The sequence below is a fragment of the Cupriavidus sp. 01L415 genome (assembly GCF_056400065.1).
This window is the reverse complement of the sequence record NZ_JBFTSP010000023.1, coordinates 43,762-63,628: the sequence shown is the minus strand read 5'-3', so window position 1 is coordinate 63,628 and position 19,867 is coordinate 43,762. Positions and strand designations below refer to the sequence as shown.

General features: G+C 61.3%; 21 protein-coding genes. 11 read left to right on the top strand and 10 right to left on the bottom strand.

Going from position 1 to position 19,867, the window contains the following annotated elements:
* Window positions 1–43 precede the first annotated feature (43 nt).
* The 6 genes from AC1DOX_RS24195 to AC1DOX_RS24170 form a co-directional block, all read right to left on the bottom strand.
* The gene (locus AC1DOX_RS24195) at window positions 44–211 is read right to left on the bottom strand and encodes a hypothetical protein (RefSeq protein WP_441621918.1); all 168 of its coding nucleotides are present in this window, start codon (window positions 209–211) and stop codon (window positions 44–46) included.
* A gap of 210 nt (window positions 212–421) precedes the next feature.
* Complete coding sequence (locus tag AC1DOX_RS24190) at window positions 422–805, bottom strand: hypothetical protein (RefSeq protein WP_441621916.1); 384 nt, start codon at window positions 803–805, stop codon at window positions 422–424.
* Window positions 806–839: 34 nt separating this feature from the next.
* On the bottom strand, window positions 840–1,400 hold the full coding sequence (locus AC1DOX_RS24185) for an Hsp20/alpha crystallin family protein (RefSeq protein ID WP_441621914.1): 561 nt from the start codon (window positions 1,398–1,400) through the stop codon (window positions 840–842).
* A gap of 112 nt (window positions 1,401–1,512) precedes the next feature.
* Window positions 1,513–1,929: an Hsp20/alpha crystallin family protein gene (locus AC1DOX_RS24180; protein WP_441621912.1), complete on the bottom strand. Its 417-nt coding sequence runs from the start codon at window positions 1,927–1,929 to the stop codon at window positions 1,513–1,515.
* Window positions 1,930–1,945: 16 nt separating this feature from the next.
* Complete coding sequence (locus tag AC1DOX_RS24175) at window positions 1,946–2,386, bottom strand: Hsp20/alpha crystallin family protein (protein ID WP_441621910.1); 441 nt, start codon at window positions 2,384–2,386, stop codon at window positions 1,946–1,948.
* 734 nt (window positions 2,387–3,120) lie between these two features.
* Window positions 3,121–4,020 carry a LysR family transcriptional regulator gene (locus AC1DOX_RS24170; protein WP_441621908.1) on the bottom strand — a complete coding sequence of 300 codons (900 nt, stop codon included), beginning with the start codon at window positions 4,018–4,020 and terminating at the stop codon, window positions 3,121–3,123.
* Window positions 4,021–4,146: 126 nt separating this feature from the next.
* Here AC1DOX_RS24170 and AC1DOX_RS24165 point away from each other — a divergent pair, with 126 nt between their 5' ends.
* A complete protein-coding gene (locus AC1DOX_RS24165) occupies window positions 4,147–5,109 on the top strand; it encodes a Bug family tripartite tricarboxylate transporter substrate binding protein (RefSeq protein ID WP_441621906.1) in 963 nt (320 codons plus the stop codon).
* 43 nt (window positions 5,110–5,152) lie between these two features.
* Window positions 5,153–5,974 (top strand): substrate-binding domain-containing protein, encoded by an 822-nt coding sequence (locus AC1DOX_RS24160; RefSeq protein ID WP_441621904.1) that lies wholly within the window; start codon window positions 5,153–5,155, stop codon window positions 5,972–5,974.
* Window positions 5,975–6,475: 501 nt separating this feature from the next.
* On the opposite strand, the gene AC1DOX_RS24155 is transcribed toward AC1DOX_RS24160, so the two are convergent.
* The 3 genes from AC1DOX_RS24155 to acs all read right to left on the bottom strand — a co-directional run bounded on the left by AC1DOX_RS24155 (window position 6,476) and on the right by acs (window position 10,131).
* A complete protein-coding gene (locus AC1DOX_RS24155; RefSeq protein WP_441621902.1) occupies window positions 6,476–6,646 on the bottom strand; it encodes a 50S ribosome-binding protein YggL in 171 nt (56 codons plus the stop codon).
* A gap of 678 nt (window positions 6,647–7,324) precedes the next feature.
* A complete protein-coding gene (locus AC1DOX_RS24150) occupies window positions 7,325–7,471 on the bottom strand; it encodes an SEC-C metal-binding domain-containing protein (protein WP_441621900.1) in 147 nt (48 codons plus the stop codon).
* Window positions 7,472–8,073: 602 nt separating this feature from the next.
* On the bottom strand, window positions 8,074–10,131 hold the full coding sequence (gene acs / locus AC1DOX_RS24145) for an acetate--CoA ligase (protein ID WP_441621898.1): 2,058 nt from the start codon (window positions 10,129–10,131) through the stop codon (window positions 8,074–8,076).
* 207 nt (window positions 10,132–10,338) lie between these two features.
* Here acs and AC1DOX_RS24140 point away from each other — a divergent pair, with 207 nt between their 5' ends.
* From AC1DOX_RS24140 to AC1DOX_RS24105, 8 genes are all read left to right on the top strand, one after another.
* Window positions 10,339–10,767 (top strand): ACT domain-containing protein, encoded by a 429-nt coding sequence (locus AC1DOX_RS24140; RefSeq protein ID WP_441621896.1) that lies wholly within the window; start codon window positions 10,339–10,341, stop codon window positions 10,765–10,767.
* 687 nt (window positions 10,768–11,454) lie between these two features.
* A complete protein-coding gene (locus AC1DOX_RS24135; protein ID WP_441621894.1) occupies window positions 11,455–11,727 on the top strand; it encodes a ribbon-helix-helix protein, CopG family in 273 nt (90 codons plus the stop codon).
* 3 nt (window positions 11,728–11,730) lie between these two features.
* A complete protein-coding gene (hyfB, locus tag AC1DOX_RS24130) occupies window positions 11,731–13,752 on the top strand; it encodes a hydrogenase 4 subunit B (protein WP_441621892.1) in 2,022 nt (673 codons plus the stop codon).
* Between the two features lie 10 nt (window positions 13,753–13,762).
* The gene (locus AC1DOX_RS24125) at window positions 13,763–14,710 is read left to right on the top strand and encodes a respiratory chain complex I subunit 1 family protein (RefSeq protein ID WP_441621890.1); all 948 of its coding nucleotides are present in this window, start codon (window positions 13,763–13,765) and stop codon (window positions 14,708–14,710) included.
* An 11-nt stretch (window positions 14,711–14,721) separates the two neighbouring features.
* Window positions 14,722–15,381 carry a formate hydrogenlyase gene (locus AC1DOX_RS24120; RefSeq protein ID WP_441621888.1) on the top strand — a complete coding sequence of 220 codons (660 nt, stop codon included), beginning with the start codon at window positions 14,722–14,724 and terminating at the stop codon, window positions 15,379–15,381.
* A 1-nt stretch (window position 15,382) separates the two neighbouring features.
* Window positions 15,383–16,837, top strand: coding sequence for a hydrogenase 4 subunit F (locus AC1DOX_RS24115; protein ID WP_441621886.1), 1,455 nt, complete (start codon window positions 15,383–15,385; stop codon window positions 16,835–16,837).
* A gap of 4 nt (window positions 16,838–16,841) precedes the next feature.
* Window positions 16,842–18,392 (top strand): hydrogenase large subunit, encoded by a 1,551-nt coding sequence (locus AC1DOX_RS24110; RefSeq protein ID WP_477101534.1) that lies wholly within the window; start codon window positions 16,842–16,844, stop codon window positions 18,390–18,392.
* Complete coding sequence (locus AC1DOX_RS24105) at window positions 18,392–18,916, top strand: NADH-quinone oxidoreductase subunit B family protein (RefSeq protein WP_441621884.1); 525 nt, start codon at window positions 18,392–18,394, stop codon at window positions 18,914–18,916. Before AC1DOX_RS24110 ends, AC1DOX_RS24105 begins: the two co-directional genes overlap by 1 nt.
* Before the next feature lie 276 nt (window positions 18,917–19,192).
* On the opposite strand, the gene AC1DOX_RS24100 is transcribed toward AC1DOX_RS24105, so the two are convergent.
* A complete protein-coding gene (locus tag AC1DOX_RS24100; protein WP_092140477.1) occupies window positions 19,193–19,396 on the bottom strand; it encodes a CopG family transcriptional regulator in 204 nt (67 codons plus the stop codon).
* A gap of 159 nt (window positions 19,397–19,555) precedes the next feature.
* On the opposite strand from AC1DOX_RS24100, the gene AC1DOX_RS24095 reads away from it, so the two are divergent.
* Window positions 19,556–19,858, top strand: coding sequence for an HPr family phosphocarrier protein (locus AC1DOX_RS24095; protein ID WP_441621881.1), 303 nt, complete (start codon window positions 19,556–19,558; stop codon window positions 19,856–19,858).
* Window positions 19,859–19,867: the final 9 nt, after the last annotated feature.

Below are 19,867 nucleotides of genomic sequence, written 5' to 3'. Positions count from 1 at the left end.
CCTTTCCGAAAAAAGGCCGGCGCGAGCCGGCCGTTTGATCCGCCTAAGTGCTTCGCTCTTGCGCGTCGAGGAATGGCCGCGCATCTTTTAAGATCTCTTCGGCGAAGCTTCTGGTCTCATCGGTTAGGCCTGACGCCAAAACCGTGCTCAATGCCGCATACAGCGCGTGGATTTGATCGATTGCTTGATCAAGTTGCGATCTTTCGAGCATGTCTTCCTCCTCGAAAAATTGCCTCGGACGCCTTAAATCGGAAAGAATTCTAGTAAATCGGCTCCCAACGCCAATTCACTTGCTTTCGGCCCGGGAGATGGCCCCTGACGAAGCACCAATTCCCGGGCCGAAAGAATTTGCTCGGCCGCCGTCAATAATCACACCCGATCTGGATCAGCGGCGTCGTGGCGCACCGTAACACATGGCAAATCAATGTATGGGCGCGATGATGCCGAGCTTCTCCGCCAACATCCGCTCGTAGACGCCGAAATGCAAGTCCACGTCGGCCTGACTGACCACCGTGATTTCCATGCTGATCCGATCGGGCTTCAGGCCAAACACCGTGGCCAGTGCCACCTCAAGAGGCAGGGCAGCGTCTTTGTCCTTCGGGAAGGTCGTGCCAATACTAATCGTATAGGCACTTTCCCCGACCGCTGCGACCTGCAGCAGGCGTGCCGCGGCGCTCAGGTTGTGCTCAATTGCAAGACGCGCGACCTCCGCCACGTAGCGCGTCTTTTCGGTTGGGAAACCACGCACGCACAAAAGGCACACGCGATGCTTGCCCAATGTCATCCAGTCGGTATCGAATTCCATAAGAGGCCTCTGCTATGTAATGGGTCTCGGAGGTTCATTGGATGTTGACCTTGCGCACGGAGGAAGATGACATGTCGCTCTTAGGCAAGCGCAGCGTCAGAACCCCTTGGTTAAATCGGGCTTCGACGTTGTCCAGGTCAAGCCCGTCCGGCAAGGGAATGCTACGCATGAACGCGCCGTACGCGCGCTCAAGGCGATAGCATCCGCTTTCCTCGGTCCGGACATCCTGCCTCTTCTCGCCCCTCAGCACTAGCGCACCATCCTCAATGCTGATCTGCACCTCCTCGCGTTCCATACCGGGCAATTCGGCAGTGATCCGAAGTGCCGCACCGTCGTCGACGACGTCGATCCGAGGCTGGAAACGCGACGAACTGAAGTCGCCAAACCAGCGGTCCAGGCCACTGAAGTTGGCGAGAGGTTCATGCAGGAAGTCGCTCATGGCACGCCAGGGATCGCCAGAGAAAAACCGCGATATGTCCGTCCATTCCGGCACTCGGTGCCGTGGTGGGGAGGTGCCCGACGCTTCATTGGCGGCCATTTTGTCGGCAGTCTTCCGCAGGAATTTGAAAGGGTTCCACTTGTGTTCCGTTTTCATGTCGCGGCTCCCGATTGAGGATCATCGATTGTCGAAAGGCGTCATGCGCCCTGCGCTGGCATGGCAATAGCGCATGATGCGTTCGCGTCCTTGTGGACGCGTCATGAAGGTCCTACGTGACGTTGACGGTTATGCGTCGTGGACGCGCTTCCTCGCGGCGGGGAATAGTCAGCTTCAGCACGCCATCCTGCAACTGAGCGCCGATCTGGGTTGAATCCAAGTCCGGACTCAGCGCGAAGGCTCGAGCAAAGTGGGGCTGACGCATTTCGGCATGCTGCACCCGTAACCCGGTCGGCGTCGGCACGACAGCTTCAGCCTCGATGTGGAGGCTGCCGTCGTGGACGCTGACTTGCAGCTTGTCGCGGGTCACGCCCGGCAGGTCTGCCCAAAGCGTAACGCCGCTGCTGTCCTCGACGATGTCCACCGCCGGCAGTAGCGTGACGGGCCGCGTGGCCTGGGTAGCCTTGTCGCCCCGAGGTTGCGCCACAGCGCTCGGATCGCGTTCGACGACTTGCGAAAATTCGTTCATGGCAGTCTCCTTCCGATTATTGGACGGTGATCGCCCGCGGCTTCGATGCCTCGCGTTTGCCCACCCTGACTGACAGACAGCCATTGGCATAGTGTGCTTGCACCTTGTTGGGATCTACGTCGGTAGGGAGCTCGATCACCCGGCGGAAGGTGCCGAAAAAACGCTCCTGAGCGTAGCGTCGGGCCTCCGACGTGTCGTCGGGACAGACGGATTGGCGTTCGCCGCTGATTGTCAGCAAGCCTCTGTCGATCGAGACTTCGAGATCTGCCTGCTTCACTCCGGGCGCAAATGCAACGATCTCGATGGAGTCGTCCGTCGCGCCGATGTTGATTGCAGGAAATGCGCCGAAGCGTCCAGCGCGGATGCTGGAAGGAAAGCCGCCGAACAGCGACGTCATTTGCCTTTGCAGGCGATCGAGTTCACTGAAGAGGTCGGTTCCGAAGAATGCTTCACTCATGGTCGTAGCCTCCTTCAATGCAGCAAGGAGGGATGGGCATCACGCGCTCCCATTCACCCGCCTGGCTGCCGGCAAACAAACAGAAACACGCAGCGCGACGTCGCGACTGCCTGAGCAGAAAATAAAATAGTAAAAGCCAGCGCAATTTCAAGTGTCACAAGAAGCACCCGAAGGCGCTGATCCCGCCGGACAAGGCTAGGCGTGACGAGGCGGATTCTGTGCGGTGAGGGCCGCGCCGTTCGCGCGTCGGCCGCAAGTGGGTCGGCTTCTATCCACCAGCACGAGCGAAATTCATCTCAGAAGCGATCTCTTCAGCCCTGGAAGCTCGCGCCCCCAGCCATCTAGGAGATACTGCGAGCGGCCACAAAACCGCTTACTCTTGAGCGGCCGCCTCGAATGGGAATCCTTTGACCGCGACTCTTCCCGAAACTCGGGTCGTGTCGAGTGTCGGCATAGTGCCTGCGGAAGTGCCCGCTATCACCCTCGACGAAGAAGGGTTTACGTATAGCCCATATCAGTGGCGCACGGAGAAGGGCCTCCTTGGATGACGCGAACAAGCATGCGTTCGCCAGCGTCTAGTGTTGCGTTGACCGGTTGAATCCTCAGTCGTTCAGAGACCGTCACCCCCGCAGACCGTTGGCACCGAAAGAAAGCCCATCGGACACCGCATGCATCCATCAGGGCCCCTGATCAAGGACCTATTTCCGGGTGGAATAGTCGTACCAACTGGACAATCAAATACCCGTCATTTCCAATGTGATTGTTTCATATAACGCCTCCGCGGCAGGCCGCAATGGCCTGTCTCGGCGGCGTATCAGCGCAAGGACGCGGTCCACGTTAGGCTCGATCAAGGGGATTGCGCAAAGCCGGGAATGATCGCGCGGCACCACCATGCCTGGGAGTACGGCCATGCCAAGACCAGCGTCAACCAGCGCTAACACCCCGACGACGTGGTTGGCTTCGTAATGAATGCTAGGTCGTCGCTCGAGGTGGGCGATGGCATTTTCGATCAAGGCGCGATTACCGCTTTGCTTCGACACGCTGACCATCCGTTGCCCCGCCAACTCCTCCCAAGCTACGCAGTCCCGCCCGGACCACTCATGGTCTCGCCGCAACACCAGTCGATAGGGCTCGGCGCGGATCGCATGGAACTCGATGCTGGGTTCCAGGGCGCCCATGAAGTTGAGCCCGAAATCCGATTCTCCCGACATGACGCTTGCCAGTACGGCGTTTGCGCTTTCGTCAATAACACGAACGCGCACGTCCGGATGCCTTTTGGCAAAAGTGTTGATCGCATGAGGCAGTAAATGCAGCGCGGCAGACGGTATGGCAGCCACTGTCACCAGGCCGCGGCGAAGCGTAGTCTCGTCGCCGAGCCGAAATACCGCGTTATCGAGGATATCCAGCGCGGCGCGGACCTCCTCCAGGAACTGCCGGCCAATATTCGTCGTTTCCACACGGCGCGTCGTCCGGTCCAGCAAGCGGGAGCCGAGCGTCTTTTCCAACTTTTCGATACGCCGGCTGAGCGCTGGCTGTGAAATGTGAAGTGCCTCGGCGGCCACACGGAAGCTTCCTTTTTCGGCAGTCGCGACGAATGCTTGCAGGTCTTCCAAGGCGAAATTAATGTGTAGCATGCATCGGATCATCAGAATATTGCAATTCACAGATTAGTCGCCCGGGAATAAGCTTGCAATGCCTGATTGGGACGTTGCGGCGTGCCAGAAAGTCCACAAAATAGACCGACCCCGGAGACACTTACCTTGAAACTCACAGTTCGCCATCTCGCGCTCGCCCTTACCCTGAGTGCGTGCACCCTTACCGCCTGGGCTGAAGCCTGGCCCGCAAAGCCAGTGAAGTTCGTCGTACCGTTTGGTCCCGGCGGCGCCAACGATCTGGTTGCCCGCGCCGTGGCTGACGCCGCATCCAAGCAGCTTGGTCAACCCATCATCGTCGAGAATAAGCCTGGCGCCGGCTCGGTACTGGGTGCCGACTATGTGGCCAAATCCGCCCCGGACGGCTACACCTTCCTGGCTCCGGCGGCCGGCGTGATCACCAACGGGATGATCAAGGCCCATCTGCCTTACAAGGAACAGGACCTGGTCCCCGTCGCCATGCTGGCCGTCAGCCCGTCTGTCATCGTGGTTCCCGCCGACTCCCCGATCAAGGACCTCAAGAGCCTGGTTGCCAGCGGCAAAGGTGGAAAGAGCCTGAATTTCGCTACGGCGGGTACGGGCAGCACGCCCCACTTCGTCGCGGAGATGCTGAAGCTGGCGACCGGCGCAAAGCTTGAGATCATCCCCTACAAGAGCGGCTCGGAAGGCATGGTCGCCGTTGTCGGCAAACAGGTAGACGCGACCTCCGAGGCCAGCGTCGTGGTGCTGCCGCAGGTCAAGGGTGGCAAGCTGAGAGCGATCGCCTCCACCTGGAATACGCGCATTGCCGCGATGCCTGATGTGCCCACCGCCACGGAACTTGGCTATCCCGGAATATTTATCGGTCACTGGTCCGGCGTCTTCGCCCCACGCGGTACCCCTGACGCGATCCTGGACAAGATGAACAAGGCCATCGACACCGCTATCAAGTCACCGGAGTTGCGCGCCAGGCTTATCCCGCAAGGTATCCAGCCGGTAGGTGGGACGCGGGCTGACTTTACCAAGTTCCTAGCAGGCGAAAAGGCTCGCCTCGGCCCGATCGCGCGCGCGGCCAATATGAAAGAAGACTGACGGGCGCCGCAATCCTCAGCAATGAATTACAGGAGACGACATAATGCTGAAGACCCGAGCCACCAGGCCAGCCCTGCTCGTTCTTATGCTCTGGCTGGCCTCTCCGGCCTGGGCAGAAGAGATCCGCGTGATTACCTCGGGCGGTTTTACGGCCGCCTACCAGCAGCTCGTGCCACTGTACGAGGCCGCCACGCAGGACCGTGTCATCACTGCCTACGGTGCGTCGATGGGCAATGCGCCGGACTCCATTCCCAGCCGGCTGGCGCGGGGCGAGACGTTCGATGTGGTGATCTTGGCGGACTCGGGTCTAGAGAAGCTGGTATCGGAAGGCAAGGTGGCCGCCGGCAGCCGGGTCGACCTGGCCCGCTCACTCATCGGCATGTCCGTGCGCAAGGGCACGCCGAAGCCGGATATCAGCACGACCGAGGCGCTCAAGCAGACCCTGCTTGATGCCAAATCCATCGCGTATTCCGCCAGCGCCAGCGGGACGTACCTCTCTAATGAGCTGTTCCAACGGCTTGGCGTCGCGGACAAGATCAAGGATAAGGCCCACAAAGTCTACAGTGAGCGTGTCGGCGCCGTGGTGGCGCGAGGCGATGCCGAGATTGGCTTCCAGCAGGTTAGCGAGTTGCTGCCCTTCAAGGAACTGGAGTACGTCGGCCCGTTGCCAGCCGAATTGCAGCAGAAAGTGTTCTTTTCCGCAGGACTAATTGCAGGTCGACAGACGCCCGCCTCTTCCCGGTTCGTCAAGTTTCTTGCCTCGCCCGCAGCGGCTGCGATCGTTAGCGGCACAGGATTGGAACCTATCGCAACACCTCTTCCGCCACCGGCGCCTCCGGTTTTGGGCCAACCGCAGAAGCCCTGACTCTAGGGATGGGATCCGCACAGCCCTATGATATGTATAGCGTCGTCATGTGCCACAAAGCGCGACATGCACCCTCCGCTGTACCGGTGACAGCAGATACGCCATCACCGTCGCTCGCCGTACCGGATCTCCGCGATTACGCGCATGCCAGCGCTCAGTCCATATGCACTGCCCGTCGCGTCAGATAACCGCTGAGTATTGCGTGGGATGCGCGCCTTGTAGGTGGCCATGTTTCCGCTATCCTACCTGGCGGCTTCAGTGCTCGGCTTGTCGCCCACCTCTACGGCGTCGACGTGGATGGCATAGGATCAGCGAAAGTCTGCGAAATTGCCGTACCAGGCGTCGATCAGCGGACCGACGCACACAGCCCCGAATTCAGCGCGGCCCCCCAGTCAGGCCAAGACGATTTGGCGGTGTTCCTCGGTGGAGGAGCTACGGTTGCCCTCCGGGGATACAAATCCATCCAAGCGGTTGTCGATTGCGGTTGTCGATTGCACCAGCCTAGGTGAGCAGGTTCGCTTCGACGCAATCGGCGATGAAGGCATCGCAAGCGGCAATCTTTGCTTCGACATTAAGTTCTTCCGCGAGCTCCGCTGTGACGAGAAATCCGAGTTCCTGAAATTCGGCCACCCGCAGCTTTTTGCGTTGGCGACGGTTCCGTCGTTTGCTCATGGGTTCAATTCCTTTGGGGTGACCGGCCAACCCGAAAGACCGGTGCCGTACCTCGATTGTCGCTGCAAGACGACCGCACGTGTGCGTGTTGCCCAGACCCATGCGCTCGGAAAGAACGTCGCACCCCAGTCGGCGGGGTCCGGCCGGGAGCAGTCGCACGACAAAACGTATCATCCGCCTGATGTACACACTCCGACCCAATGCCTTCGCCATCATGCATCACCGAAAGCGACAGGCAGGCATTGATCGAAATCCCATTCACGAGAATGGTGCAAGCGCCGCACTTGTCGTGTTCTCCTGAGCGGCCAGTCCATGCGCGCATCGTCGGTCCAGGAATCATCGGCTTGGCGCCCTTCGTTGACGCCCCCACATTGCACAAGTCCGTCGACAGCAAACGAAACGACGCACGGCTTTCGTGACAGATCTGTCATGCAGGAACTCTGGGCAAATGCCACGCTGAGAATCCGTAGCCGTAACTCTAAACGGAACTTCAGCTTCCACGAGCCTGCTTAACAAGACTTAACAACGGGCACGATGCTCGCGAGCCACAGGCCGCATGCAAAGTCGGCTCGCTCCAACGCCTCTCGCACAAACACATCTTCATGTATGGAGATGCCACCATGGACGCCGCTCCGGCCGCGGTAACGTCCTAGGATTTTGCGGCCATTCGACAGATGCTCAGCCACCGTGACAATATTCAAACTTCACCCCCGAACCACATGGGCATGCATCATTACGCCCCGCTGTTGATTTGCACCGAATCCTGACCCACGCGCAGCATTCGGTGCTCGGTGGTGCTGCAGTGAGCACAGTGAACGCCGGCATCGATGCGTTCGGGCGGGCAGCAGCGCTCGAATTGCAAGGCAAAATTCGCGTGAATGTCGTCAGCCCAGGATAGGTGTCGGAGACGCTTGAAGCGATGGGGCGCGACCCCGCCAAGGGCGTTCGGGCAGCGATGGTCGCACAGGTCTACCAAGAATGTATTCTCGAAGATACTTCCGGGCTGGTGGTGTTGGTCACCCACTGAATCGCATCGCCCGCGCGCCGCTTCAAGCCGCAATCATGAGGCTGATCGGCCGTGTCCCGAGCGTCGTTCCATGATGAGGGTCGACCTAAGGCAGATCTCTTATGCTTCAGATATTCACTAATCGCGGCCGAACCTCGAGTACGGCTCCATGCTCTCACCACGCGCTAGAGCAGGGAGCTGCACCGCGCGTCGCACGAACATCTCGTCGAACCCGCGCTCGACCAGCAACTCCTAGAGGTCGCACAGGCTCAAATTGAATCGGAAGTACTAGCGCACCGCGATGCTGATGATCTCAGCGGGAAAGCGATGGCCGTGACAACGGCGATCTTGTCTTCTTCACTGCGACCGAGCCGACAAGCTGACAACGCCGTCGGACATTGAGCGCCGCAGCCGTACTGTCCTATGTCGCCAGCTCTCTGATCTTCTCGACGACCTCCGGATTGGCAAGCGTGGACACGTCGCCAGGTTCCTGCTGGTTGGAAATCGCCGCCAGCACGCGGCGCATGATCTTGCCCGAGCGTGTCTTGGGCATGTCGGGAACGATGATGACCCGATGCGGGCGCGCTATCGCGCCGATCTGGGACACCACCGAGGCCGAGACCTTGTTCGCGATCTTGGTGGAAGGCGACAATCCCGGCTTGAGCGACACATAGAGATCCGGCACCTTGCCCTTGACCTCGTCGGCCACTGGCACCACCGCTGCCTCGGCGACTTCTGGCACCAGCAGTGCAGCGGATTCGATCTCCTTGGTACCGAGGCGATGGCCGGAGACGTTAATCACGTCGTCGATGCGACCAAGGATGCGAAAGTAGCCGTCCGCCGCCTGCATTGCGCCATCGCCTGCCATATACGGCCAATCGCGCCAGTCCTTGCTGTCGGGATTCTTGCAATAGCGCGCATAGTACTGGCGCACGTAGCGGTCCGGATCCTTCCAGACGGTCTGGAATATGCCCGGCCAGGGATTGCGGATGCAGATATTGCCCGCCTTGCCCGAGCCGGCCGGAACCTCCTTGCCGTCCTCGTCAAAGATCACCGGATGAATGCCCGGAATCCCCGGGCCCGTGCTGCCGGGCTTCATCGGGTGGATACCCGGCAGCGTGCTGCAGAGAAAGCCGCCATTTTCGGTTTGCCACCAAGTGTCCACAATGACCGCCTCGCCCTTGCCGACTTCACGGTGGTACCACTTCCAGACTTCGGGCTCGATCGGCTCGCCCACCGTGGTCATGTGCTTGAAATGGAAGTTGTACTTCGATGGCTCGTCGGGCCCATTGCGCCGCAGCGCGCGGATTGCCGTGGGCGAGGTATGAAAAATATTGACGCCAAGGCTTTCCGCAATACGCCACGGCCGGCCGGCGTCGGGCCAGGTCGGCACGCCTTCGTAGACGACAGACGAGGCGGCGAGCGCGAGCGGGCCATAGACGATATAGGAATGCCCGGTGATCCAGCCAATATCGGCCATGCACCAGTAGACGTCCTCAGGATGGATATCCTGGATGTACTTCGATGTCCACGCCACATAGGACAGGTAGCCGCCGGTAGAATGCTGGCAGCCCTTGGGCCGGCCCGTGGTGCCGCTCGTGTACATCAGGAACAACGGTGCCTCCGCCGGCATCGGCTCGGGCTCGACACGCCTACCGCGGAACCCGGCGAGCACGTCATTGAGAATGACATCGCGGCCCTTTACCAGTGTGGCGGCACTAGAATACTTGCCCGGGTAGCGCTGCCAGATCAGGACCTTCTCGACCTGCTGACCGGCGCTGGCGGCCTCTGCCACGGCGATGTCGGCCTTCTCCTTGTGATCGAGCAATTCACCGCTGCGGTAATAGGCGTCCATGGTGATCAGCAGCCGGCTCTCGGAGTCCGCGATGCGCTCGGCGCAAGCCTTACCGCTGAAGCCGCTGAATACCTGTGAATGAATCACGCCGATGCGCGCGCATGCGAGCATGGTGATTGGCAGTTCGGCCACCATGGGCATATGCAGCGTGACGCGGTCGCCGGCCTTCAGGCCGCAGAACTCGCGCAGCAGGGCGGCCAGCTCATTGACGCGAACAAAGAGCTCCTGGTAGGTGAGGTGTTGCACTTGCTCATGCTCTGGCTCGGGCACGAAATGAATCGCAGCCTTGTTCCTGTACGCAGCGAGGTGGCGATCCACGCAGTTGTGGCAGGCGTTGATCCTGCCGCCGACGAACCAGCGCCAGAAAGGCGGGTGGCTCGTATCCACCGTCGTTTCCCAGTATTTGTACCAGTCCAGCAGGTCTGCGAACTCCTTGAAGCACTCGGGGAAATGGTCGAGGGAGAAGCGTTCGAAAATGCGCGGGTCGGTCAGATTGGCCTGCGCAATGAACTGGCCCGGCGGCGGGACAAAGTCCTCCTCGGGCCAATGGACCGCGATTTCGGCCTCGGACACATCGGCCGATTCCTGTCTTGTAGTGTGGCGTAGCGATTTGCCTTCAGACATGACGATTCCCCATCACTTTTCATGGCATCCATCGAGGTAGAGAGTCGATGCCACTAGCCCGCGACAGCTGCCTGAAACGACTAGTCCATATTAAGTCCGGGCACCGGGAGTTTCCAGGAAATCGCCCTACGCTGTCCGCCGAGCCGAGAGCTTGCCTGCTGGCCGCCATAGGCTAGATTCGTAGTGGGGGGCCATTGGAGAATGGCAATGACCAACGATCTTCTCGTGGAACGCGTGGACGTGTGGGCCGCAACCATACCGGATCGGCCCGGCGGCCTCGCGGGGGTACTGGAGGTCTTGCGCGATGCCGGTGCAGACCTGCAATCTGCAATTGCGCGCCGCACGCCAGAGGACCCCGGCAAGGGTGTCGTGTTCGTGACACCGCTGCAGAATGACAGGGAAATCCGTGCAGCTGCCCAGGTCGGCTTCAATGTCACGCACAGCCTGCATTCGGTGCGTGTTATGGGCGGGGACCGGCCCGGCATCGTGGCGGAGCTAACCCGCAGGCTGGCAGAAGGCGGCATCAATCTAAGCGGATTCTCTGCCGCCGTCATTGGGGTGCAGTTTGTCGCGTTCGTGTCGGTCGACTCACTCGAAGATGCGAACAAGGCAATGACGATCCTGGGCAAGGGCTGAATCCTGCCGCGGGGTGTTTGGCTGCGATGCAGACAGATCAGCGTTATGGAAGCGAGGTCAGCTCATTTTGGGAATGGATAGGGCGAATCCACTTGCGTGAGAAATGCCCGCAGCGCTGGTAGCACCACGGTAGCCATGTCCAGCCTGGGCACCCCACACCTCACTGGCGTTGAGACTCGCCCGCGCCGCGCTAGCCTTATTGCGACCCTGGGCCGAAAGTACTTCGGCACCGGCGCGAGGCCCTTGGCAGCCGCGCGCAGGATGCCCATCGCGCCGGCATCCGCAATGCTGTGGTACTCCCCTTCCCATCCGCCCAGCGCTGGAGTCCTCCGTGCGCTCTCATTGCTGGTGGCAACATAGTGACTCCCGAGCTATGCGTATCATGGCTGCCGTCTGCGGCGAGCCAGGCCCGAAGTCCACGCCAGGCTGCTGATGTCGATGCGTCGGCAACCGATCGCCCGAGCACCGGGGCTGCATTGGTCTTCGTCATTGCCATCGCGTGGGGCAACTCGCAATCCCGCTCGCCCCGGCTTCCTTGGGCGTGCCATTGCATGAATAGTACGAGCGTCGGTCGGATCCGCCGCCAATCCTGGGTCCAGGAACGGTAGCGTTCGGGCCTTTGGATTCACATGGTTATCATCTATGATGTGATTCATGTAATCATCGTATTGCCATCTTGAGGCTCCCATGGAGCAGAAGACCGCCCGGCTTACGCTGCTCATTGATCCCAACAAGAAAGCTGCGTTCGAGCGCCTTTGCGCACAGCAGGATCTGACAGCCTCGCAGGTAATACGGCGTCTTATCCGCGACTACCTCGCCCAGCATGGCGTTCAATATGTCCCCAGCGGCCTGGACACGGACAATGCGGAAGCCATTGGCAACGAGAGGCCACAGGAGGCGCCGTCGCGGCGCGACTCAACACCTCCCGCTAAGCGGCGTGCGGTCCGGCGCGGAGCCTGATCCGTGAGCAGTGCGCACCCTCTCACGCAATGGCTCCATCTCGACTGGATGCTTGTTGTGATTGGGGTCTGGCTGTTTGTCGGCGTGGCAGGCGTTCTGGCGCTGCATCGGTTTGCCCTGATATCCCGCGTGCTGTTCCCGATCGGCGGATTGCTAGGGCTGGCGCTGTTCGGTCTGGCGCTCCACGCCGTGTTCGGCACGCCTGAGGTTGCTGTGCTGCCCATTGGCCTGCCAGCGCTGCCATTCCACGTCCGGCTCGACAGCCTGTCCGCCTACTTCCTGATGGTAATGGGGGGCGTGGCGGCCGGCATTTCGACGTTTGCGGCTGGTTACTTCCGCAAAGGGGAAGGCACGCCGCCGGGCCTGCTTTGCCTTGAGTACCATCTGTTCCTCGCCAGCATGGCCGGGGTGATCCTGGCGGACGACGCGTACTCTTTCATGGTGATGTGGGAAACCATGGCGCTGTCGTCGTTCTTCCTGGTGACCGCCAACCACCGCATCGCCGAAGTGCGCCGCGCCGGCTATCTCTACATCACGATGGCGCACATCGGGGCGATCGCGGTCCTGCTGTGCTTTGGCGTGCTGCAGGCCAACACTGGCGACTATACGTTTGCCAACATGCGAGCCCTGGCGCTGACGCCGTTCTGGGCCTCCGTCGGGTTCCTGCTTGCCCTGTTCGGATTTGGCGCAAAGGCTGGCATCCTGCCGTTGCACGTCTGGTTGCCGGAGGCGCATCCTGCGGCGCCATCGCCGATATCGGCAATGATGAGCGGCGTCATGCTCAACACTGCGATCTACGGCCTGCTACGCGTGTCCTTTGACTTGTTGCAGATTCGTCTGTGGTGGTGGGGCGGATTGCTGCTGGCCATTGGCCTGGCCACCGCGCTGTTCGGCGTGGTCTTCGCGGCGGTACAGACCGACATGAAGCGGCTTCTGGCCTATTCGTCGATCGAGAACATGGGCCTGCTCTTTGTTGGCATGGGCCTGGCCCTGCTGTTTTCGGCCTACGGCATGACGCCAATAGCTGCCCTGGCCCTGACGGCCGCGCTCTACCATGTTGCCAGCCACGCCTTCTTCAAGAGCCTGCTCTTTCTGGGTACCGGGAGCGTGCTGCATGCTACAGCTGAGAGAAGCCTGGGTAAGCTGGGCGGATTGATTCGCTATATGCCATGGGTAGGCTGGCTTACGCTGCTGGGCGTGCTAGCCGGCGCGGGGCTGCCCCCGCTTGGCGGTTTCGTTTCGGAGTGGCTACTGCTGCAAAGCTTCCTGTTCACGCCTGGCCTCCCGGAGCCGATACTGACCATGCTGGTCCCAGTGGTCGCGGCACTGATCGCGCTGGTGGCGGCCCTGGCCGGCTACACCATGGTCAAGTTCTTCGGCGTGATCTTCCTCGGCCAGCCGCGTGAGCCCAAACTGGCCTATGCGCAAGACGCCGGTAGCTGGGAGCGCGCGGGCATGCTGTGGCTAGCGCTGGGCTGCCTCGCGCTTGGCCTGCTGCCGACCCAATTCGTCCAACTGATCGATCCGGTGACGCAGCAACTGGTGGCGAGCGGACTCGGCGCCCGGACTGCGGCCAGCGGCTGGCTGCTGGCGCCGAACGGCCTGGCTCAGGCCAGCTATGGGCCTGTCATTTTCCTGTTGGGCATTCTGGCCAGTTTTGCACTTGCCTACCTGCTGGTGCGTCGCTTCTACCATGGTCGGCTTCGCCGCAGCCCACCCTGGGCTTGCGGCTTCCCATGGGGCACCGCGCGCATGCAGGACACTGCCGAGGGCTTCGGTCAGCCGATCCGCCAGATCTTCGAGCCGTTTTTTTTGATGCACCGTGACCTGCCGACGCCATTCGATGAACAGCCGCGCTACCGGGTCACTGTTATGGACCATTTCTGGCACTGGCTGTATGTCCCCGTGATCAATCTGACATCGTATCTGGCCCGGCTGGTTGGTCTGATGCAGCAGGGACGGATCTCAGCGTACCTGCTGTACAGCTTCCTGACCCTGGCCGCTACGCTGCTGGCCGTGATGTGATGAGGATTGCATGAACCTGACCGGAACCCTGTCACAGCTACTCGAGATCATGATCTCGATCACGCTGGCACCGCTGCTGACCGGTTGGGTCAATCAGTGGCGTTCCTGGTTGCAGAATAAATCCGCGCCCAGCCTCTGGCAACCGTATCGGGTGCTGCATAAGCTGTTCAACAAGGAATCGGTGGTCGCCGACAATGCGTCGCCACTTTTCCGCGCCACGCCCTATGTGGTGTTCGGCTGCATGGCGCTCGCTTGCTCGATTATCCCTACGGTTTCCACCGACCTGCCACTGGCACCGGCCGCCGACGCAATCGCCTTGGTCGGCCTGTTCGCGCTGGCGCGGGTCTTCATCTCGCTGGCGGCGATGGACGTTGGCACCGCCTTTGGAACTCTGGGCGCGCGGCGCGAGATGCTGATCGGCTTCCTGGCGGAGCCGGCGCTGCTGATGGTGCTGTTCTCCGCCTCGCTGGTCTCCAAGTCAACCTCGCTCACCACCATTGTCGAGACGATTGCTCATCGCGACCTGGCCATCTACCCGGGACTGGCATTTGCAGGCGTTGCGTTCACCATGGTATCGCTGGCAGAGAACGCCCGTGTGCCGGTCGACAACCCTGCCACCCACCTCGAGCTGACAATGATCCACGAGGCGCTGATCCTGGAATACTCGGGCCGGCATCTGGCGCTCCTTGAGTGGGCCGCAAGCCTGAAGCTGTTTGCCTATTCCTGCATCGGCCTGGCGCTATTCTTTCCGTGGGGAATCGCTGAAGCGCAAGCGCCTATTGCCATGCTGCTGGCGCTGCCCGCGCTGCTGTTCAAGCTCATTGTGGGTGGAATCCTGCTCGCGGCGCTGGAGACGGCGAGCGCCAAGATGCGCATCTTCCGTGTGCCGGAGTTCCTGGCCACCGCCTTTCTGCTGGCGGTGATCGGCATGCTGGTCCACCTGCTGTTGGCTCACTGACGACAAGAACAATGACTGCGCTCCTCACCCAGTTCGTCAACCTGCTCGGCGCGGTGCTGCTGATCCTCGCCTTCGCCATGATCTCGCAGCGACGGATACCGTCGCTGATCAACTTGTTTACGCTGCAGGGCGCGACCCTGGCATTGGCCACCGCGGTCGTTGGCTACGTGACGGGTCAACCGCACCTTTACCTGTCAGCCGGCCTGACCCTGATACTCAAAGTATTGCTCATCCCCTTTCTGCTGCACCGCGTTATCAATCGTCTCCAGATCCGCCGGGACGTCGAGACGCTGATCAATATTCCCACCACCATGCTGATCGGCATCCTGGTGGTGATCTTCGCCTTCAATCTCACCATGCCGATCTCACGGCTGTCGCTGAAGCTGGCCAGCGGCACGCTGGGCATAGCGCTGGCTTGTGTGTTGTTGTCCTTCCTGATGATGATCACGCGCTCCAAGGCGGTGCCGCAGGTTATCGGCTTCCTGGCGATGGAGAACGGCCTCTTCTTTGCGGCCACCTCCGCGACATACGGCATGCCGATGGTGGTCGAGCTGGGCATCGCGCTGGATGTGCTAATCGGCGTGCTGATCCTGGGCGTGTTCATGTTCCAGATCCGTGAGCAGTTCGACAGCCTGGACATCCGTCATCTTGAGAAGCTGAAGGAGGATTGAGTTGATTGCGCTGGCCCTGTTGCTTGCAATTCCACTCGCTGGCGGGCTGGTGCTGGCGCTGACGGGACATCGCGAACGCGCACGCGACATCAATGTCGCCTTCAGCCTGGGCACATTTCTCGCCGCCTGCGTGCTTACGGCGCAGATCGTCGCCAATGGTCCCATGCTGGCATGGGACAGCGAGTTCTACATCGATCCGCTGAACGTCTTCCTCGTTGCGCTGACTGCGTTCGTGGGCCTGACGACTTCAATCTTCTCGCGGCCGTACATGCGGGTTGAGCACGACCACGGCAAGATGACCCCGCCGCGGCTGCGCCTGTACCACAGCATGTATCAGCTCTTCACCTTCACCATGCTGTTGGCGCTGACGACCAACAATCTGGGCATCGTGTGGGTCGCGATGGAGGCCGCCACACTAACCACTGTGCTGCTGGTCAGCGTCTACCGCACCGCCGCCAGCCTCGAGGCGGCATGGAAGTACTTCATCCTGTGCGGGGTGGGGATTGCCCAAGCGCTGTTCGGCACGGTACTGCTCTACATGGCGGCCGAGAAGATCATCGGTCCGGAAGGTGGCGCGTTACTGTGGACTAATCTGAACGCGGTCAAGCGTCAGCTCGATCCCAACATCATCACGCTGGCGTTCGCCTTCCTGTTTATCGGCTATGGCACCAAGGTCGGCCTGGTCCCGCTGCACAACTGGCTGCCTGACGCCCACGCCGAGGGTCCGACCCCGGTGTCTGCCGTGCTCTCCGGCCTGCTGCTCAATGTGGCGCTCTATGCCGTGCTGCGCTGCAAGGTGCTGACCGATGGGGCACTGGGCAACCATCTCACTGGCCGCCTGATGATGGGGTTCGGCCTGGTATCGGTGGTGGCGGCGGTCTTCTTCCTGATCCGGCAGCGCGACATCAAGCGCATGTTTGCGTATTCATCCATCGAGCACATGGGCATGATGACCTTCGCCTTTGGCATGGGCGGACCGATCGCGAGCTATGCCGGCCTGCTGCACATGACGGTGCATTCGCTGGTCAAGTCGGCGATCTTCTTCGCCGTCGGCCACGCCGCACAGAAGGCGGGCACGCAAGTCATGGACGACATCCGCGGACTGATCCGTGTCAGCCCCACGGTGGGCTGGGGCCTGATGCTGGGGGCGCTCGCCATCCTGGGCATGCCGCCTTTCGGGGTCTTCGCCAGCGAGTTCCTGATCGTCACGACCGCCATGCGCGAGCAGCCGTGGGCCACCCCCTTCCTGCTGATGGCACTCGGGTTGGCGTTCGCCGCGGTGTTCAGCCGGGTGCAACCGATGGTCTTCGGCGACACCACGCTCAAGCCGCTGGCGCATCCGCCAGCGCTGGTTCCGGTGTTCACGCACCTCGCTTTGGGACTGATGCTGGGCCTCTATATTCCGCCCTATCTCAACACCTGGTACCGCCAGGCTGCCGCAATGCTTGGGAGCTGAACCGATGACACCGTCAGATTTCAGCGTTGATCTGGAGCGGCTGCCCGCGCCGCTGCCGGTCTGGCATGGCCAGGTCGGGCAAGACGGCTGGTCCGCTACGGCCCGAACGGTAGCAGACGCTGGCGGGCGCCTCGTCGCGCTGTGGGGCATCGACCGGAGCGCCATCGGCGGTACGTTGGCGGCATGCGTAACGTACGCCACGCCGCAGGGACTGGTATGGCTCGAACTACGGCTTGATGGTGTCGCGCTTGCTGTACCGGATCTGACCAGCTTATTCCCATGTGCAGGCCGAATGCAACGTGCCATGACCGACCTGGTAGGTATCGCCGTGCAGGGCAGCCGCGATACTCGGCCCTGGCTGGACCACGGCCTGTGGCCACCCGGGGCGCGGCCGCTGCAAAGCGGCTCGCAGGCGGGTGTGGCCGCGGCCGGCAAACTGCCCGCCAACTATCCTTTCGTACGGGTGGAGGGCGACGGGGTGCATGAGATCGCGGTCGGCCCGGTGCATGCCGGCATCATCGAACCCGGCCACTTCCGCTTCTCCGTGGTCGGCGAAAAGGTGCTGCGGCTGGAAGAACACCTGGGCTACACGCACAAAGGTATCGAGCGGCGTTTTACCGAACTGCCGCCGCTCGAGGGCTACCGGCTGGCCGGCCGGGTCTCGGGCGATTCCACCGTGACCTATGCCTGGGCCTATTGCATGGCGCTGGAGTCTGCCTGGGGCTGTGCGCTCCCATCGCGGGCAAACTGGCTGCGTGCCCTGATGCTCGAGCGTGAGCGCGTGGCCAATCACCTGGGTGACCTGGGGGCGCTTGGCAACGACGCGGGACTGGCCTTTGGCCTGGCGCAATTCTCGCGCCTGCGCGAAGACTGGCAGCGGCGGTCAGGAGAGGCTTTCGGCCACCGGCTGATGATGGACGCCGTGGTACCGGGCGGCGTTGCGCGGGACTTGACCCCAGCGATGCTTGATCGCCTGCAACAGCAGTGCGACGACATCGAGCGGGAAGCCCGCGTGCTGCGTGCGGTGTACGACGAGCATGCGGGCCTGCAGGACCGTTTTCTCGGGACGGGATGCGTCACGCCACAGCTTGCCACCCAGCTTGGGCTTACCGGGCTGGCCGGGCGCGCCAGCGGCCGCGCCGCGGACCTGCGCTGCGACCATGCCTGGCTGCCCTACGATAGCCTCGCAGTGAAAATGGCGATGCAGCGCGGCGGCGATGTCGCCGCCCGCGTGGCGGTGCGATTCGATGAGGTGCTGGAGTCGCTGCGACTGATCCGTGCCATTTGTGCAGGCTTGCCGGACGGCCCTATTCGAATCGTGCTGCAAGCGCGAGCCGGCGCCGCCATCGGGGCGGGATGGGTGGAGGGCTGGCGTGGCGAAGTCCTCGTCGCGCTTGAACTGGTCGATGACGGCAGACTCCTCCGCTGCCATTGCCACGACCCATCGTGGCAGAACTGGCCGGTGCTCGAGCATGCCATCATCGGCAACATCGTGCCGGACTTTCCGCTGATCAATAAATCCTTCAACCTCAGCTATTCGGGGCACGATCTCTGATGTGGCAAATCCTTAAGCAGATCGCGCGCACCGGTATCGTCACTGAGCCCGCGCCTCTCAGCTCGGCGGGCGAGACCACCACCATTCAACGCATCCACCAGGAACTGCTCGACATTCTCGGCCAGGCACTGACGATTCGGCAGGTCGACGCAGGTTCGTGCAATGGCTGCGAGCTGGAGATCCACGCACTCGGCAATCCCTACTACAACATCGAAGGCCTCGGCATCAAGTTCGTCGCGAGCCCGCGCCATGCCGACATGCTGCTGGTGACCGGACCCGTCTCGCGTCATATGGAAGAGGCCCTGCGGCGCACCTACGCGGCAACCCCGGAGCCCAAACTGGTGGTGGCAGTAGGCGACTGCGGCTCTACCGGTGGAATCTTCGGGGAGAGCTATGCTAGTTGCGGTCGCGTCGGCAACGTCATTCCGGTCGACGTAACGGTGCCGGGCTGCCCACCGCCACCCATAGAAATCCTGCGTGGGATTTTGAGCGTCGTGCGGCAGACCAATTCCCACCGGCGCTAGCGATGTAGCGCGCGGGGTAGCGCTGCTTGCGATGCCCTTCAAGTTGCCAAGTTGGGCTCAGCATCCAATCTTGGACACTGCATAGCGCCCGACGCGAGGCCTCGTCTCACTGCCACAGTGGCACGGTCGACTACAGGCCTTTCGGACTGGGTGCTATCAATATGGCATGACGGCCAAACGCCCGTCGCTCACTGGCGTGCCATACCTGGATGCCATACGGACCAGACAACGCGTGTGGACACCTATACCTGGGCACCGGCTGGTCCTTTCCAACTATCACTCACGATCGTTCGCCGCCAACCTGGGCGCGCCGACTTTCGACCTGGTGGTGTAGTCCACCTCGTACTGCTGCAAATAGTCGCGAATCAACTGCCGAACAACCTGAGATGGCGTCTGGTCTTGGGCGGCACACAGATCCTCAAAGGCCTTCTTCTTCACCGGGTCAATCAATACGGTCAGACGAGCAGTCTTGGATTCCATACGTTCTAGAGTGTCATTGTATTATAATGGCATTATCATTACATACAACGGCGAGACTCGCTACGTTCTCATCGACCATCCACCGCGGTGACTCCACCAGCTTGGGCATGACGAGCGGCTTCCGAGAAGCACAACACGTGGCACCTGTACAGATGAGTCTTGAGGTTCACCATTCTTGATGAGGGCGCGGTGGTAGAAGTGACGTTAGAGGCGACTGCCAGAGATGGATTTCAAGGGCGGAATTCCGCGCGGTTGGCTTTCACGGCCAATCAGTTTGAGTGCGAGATCAGGCTCACCAGCGGCCCCTGGATCGCAAACGCCAAGAATGTGATGGAGGTCATGCGCCTGTGTGCCCGGGTGGGGGCACATATATGCATCCAGGCAGACGGCGTGGACGAGGCCGCCGCTGTCGTCACTATTGCGGCATTGTTAAAGGGGGAGAAGCTCCCCAAGTCGCTCTGATGGACCGAC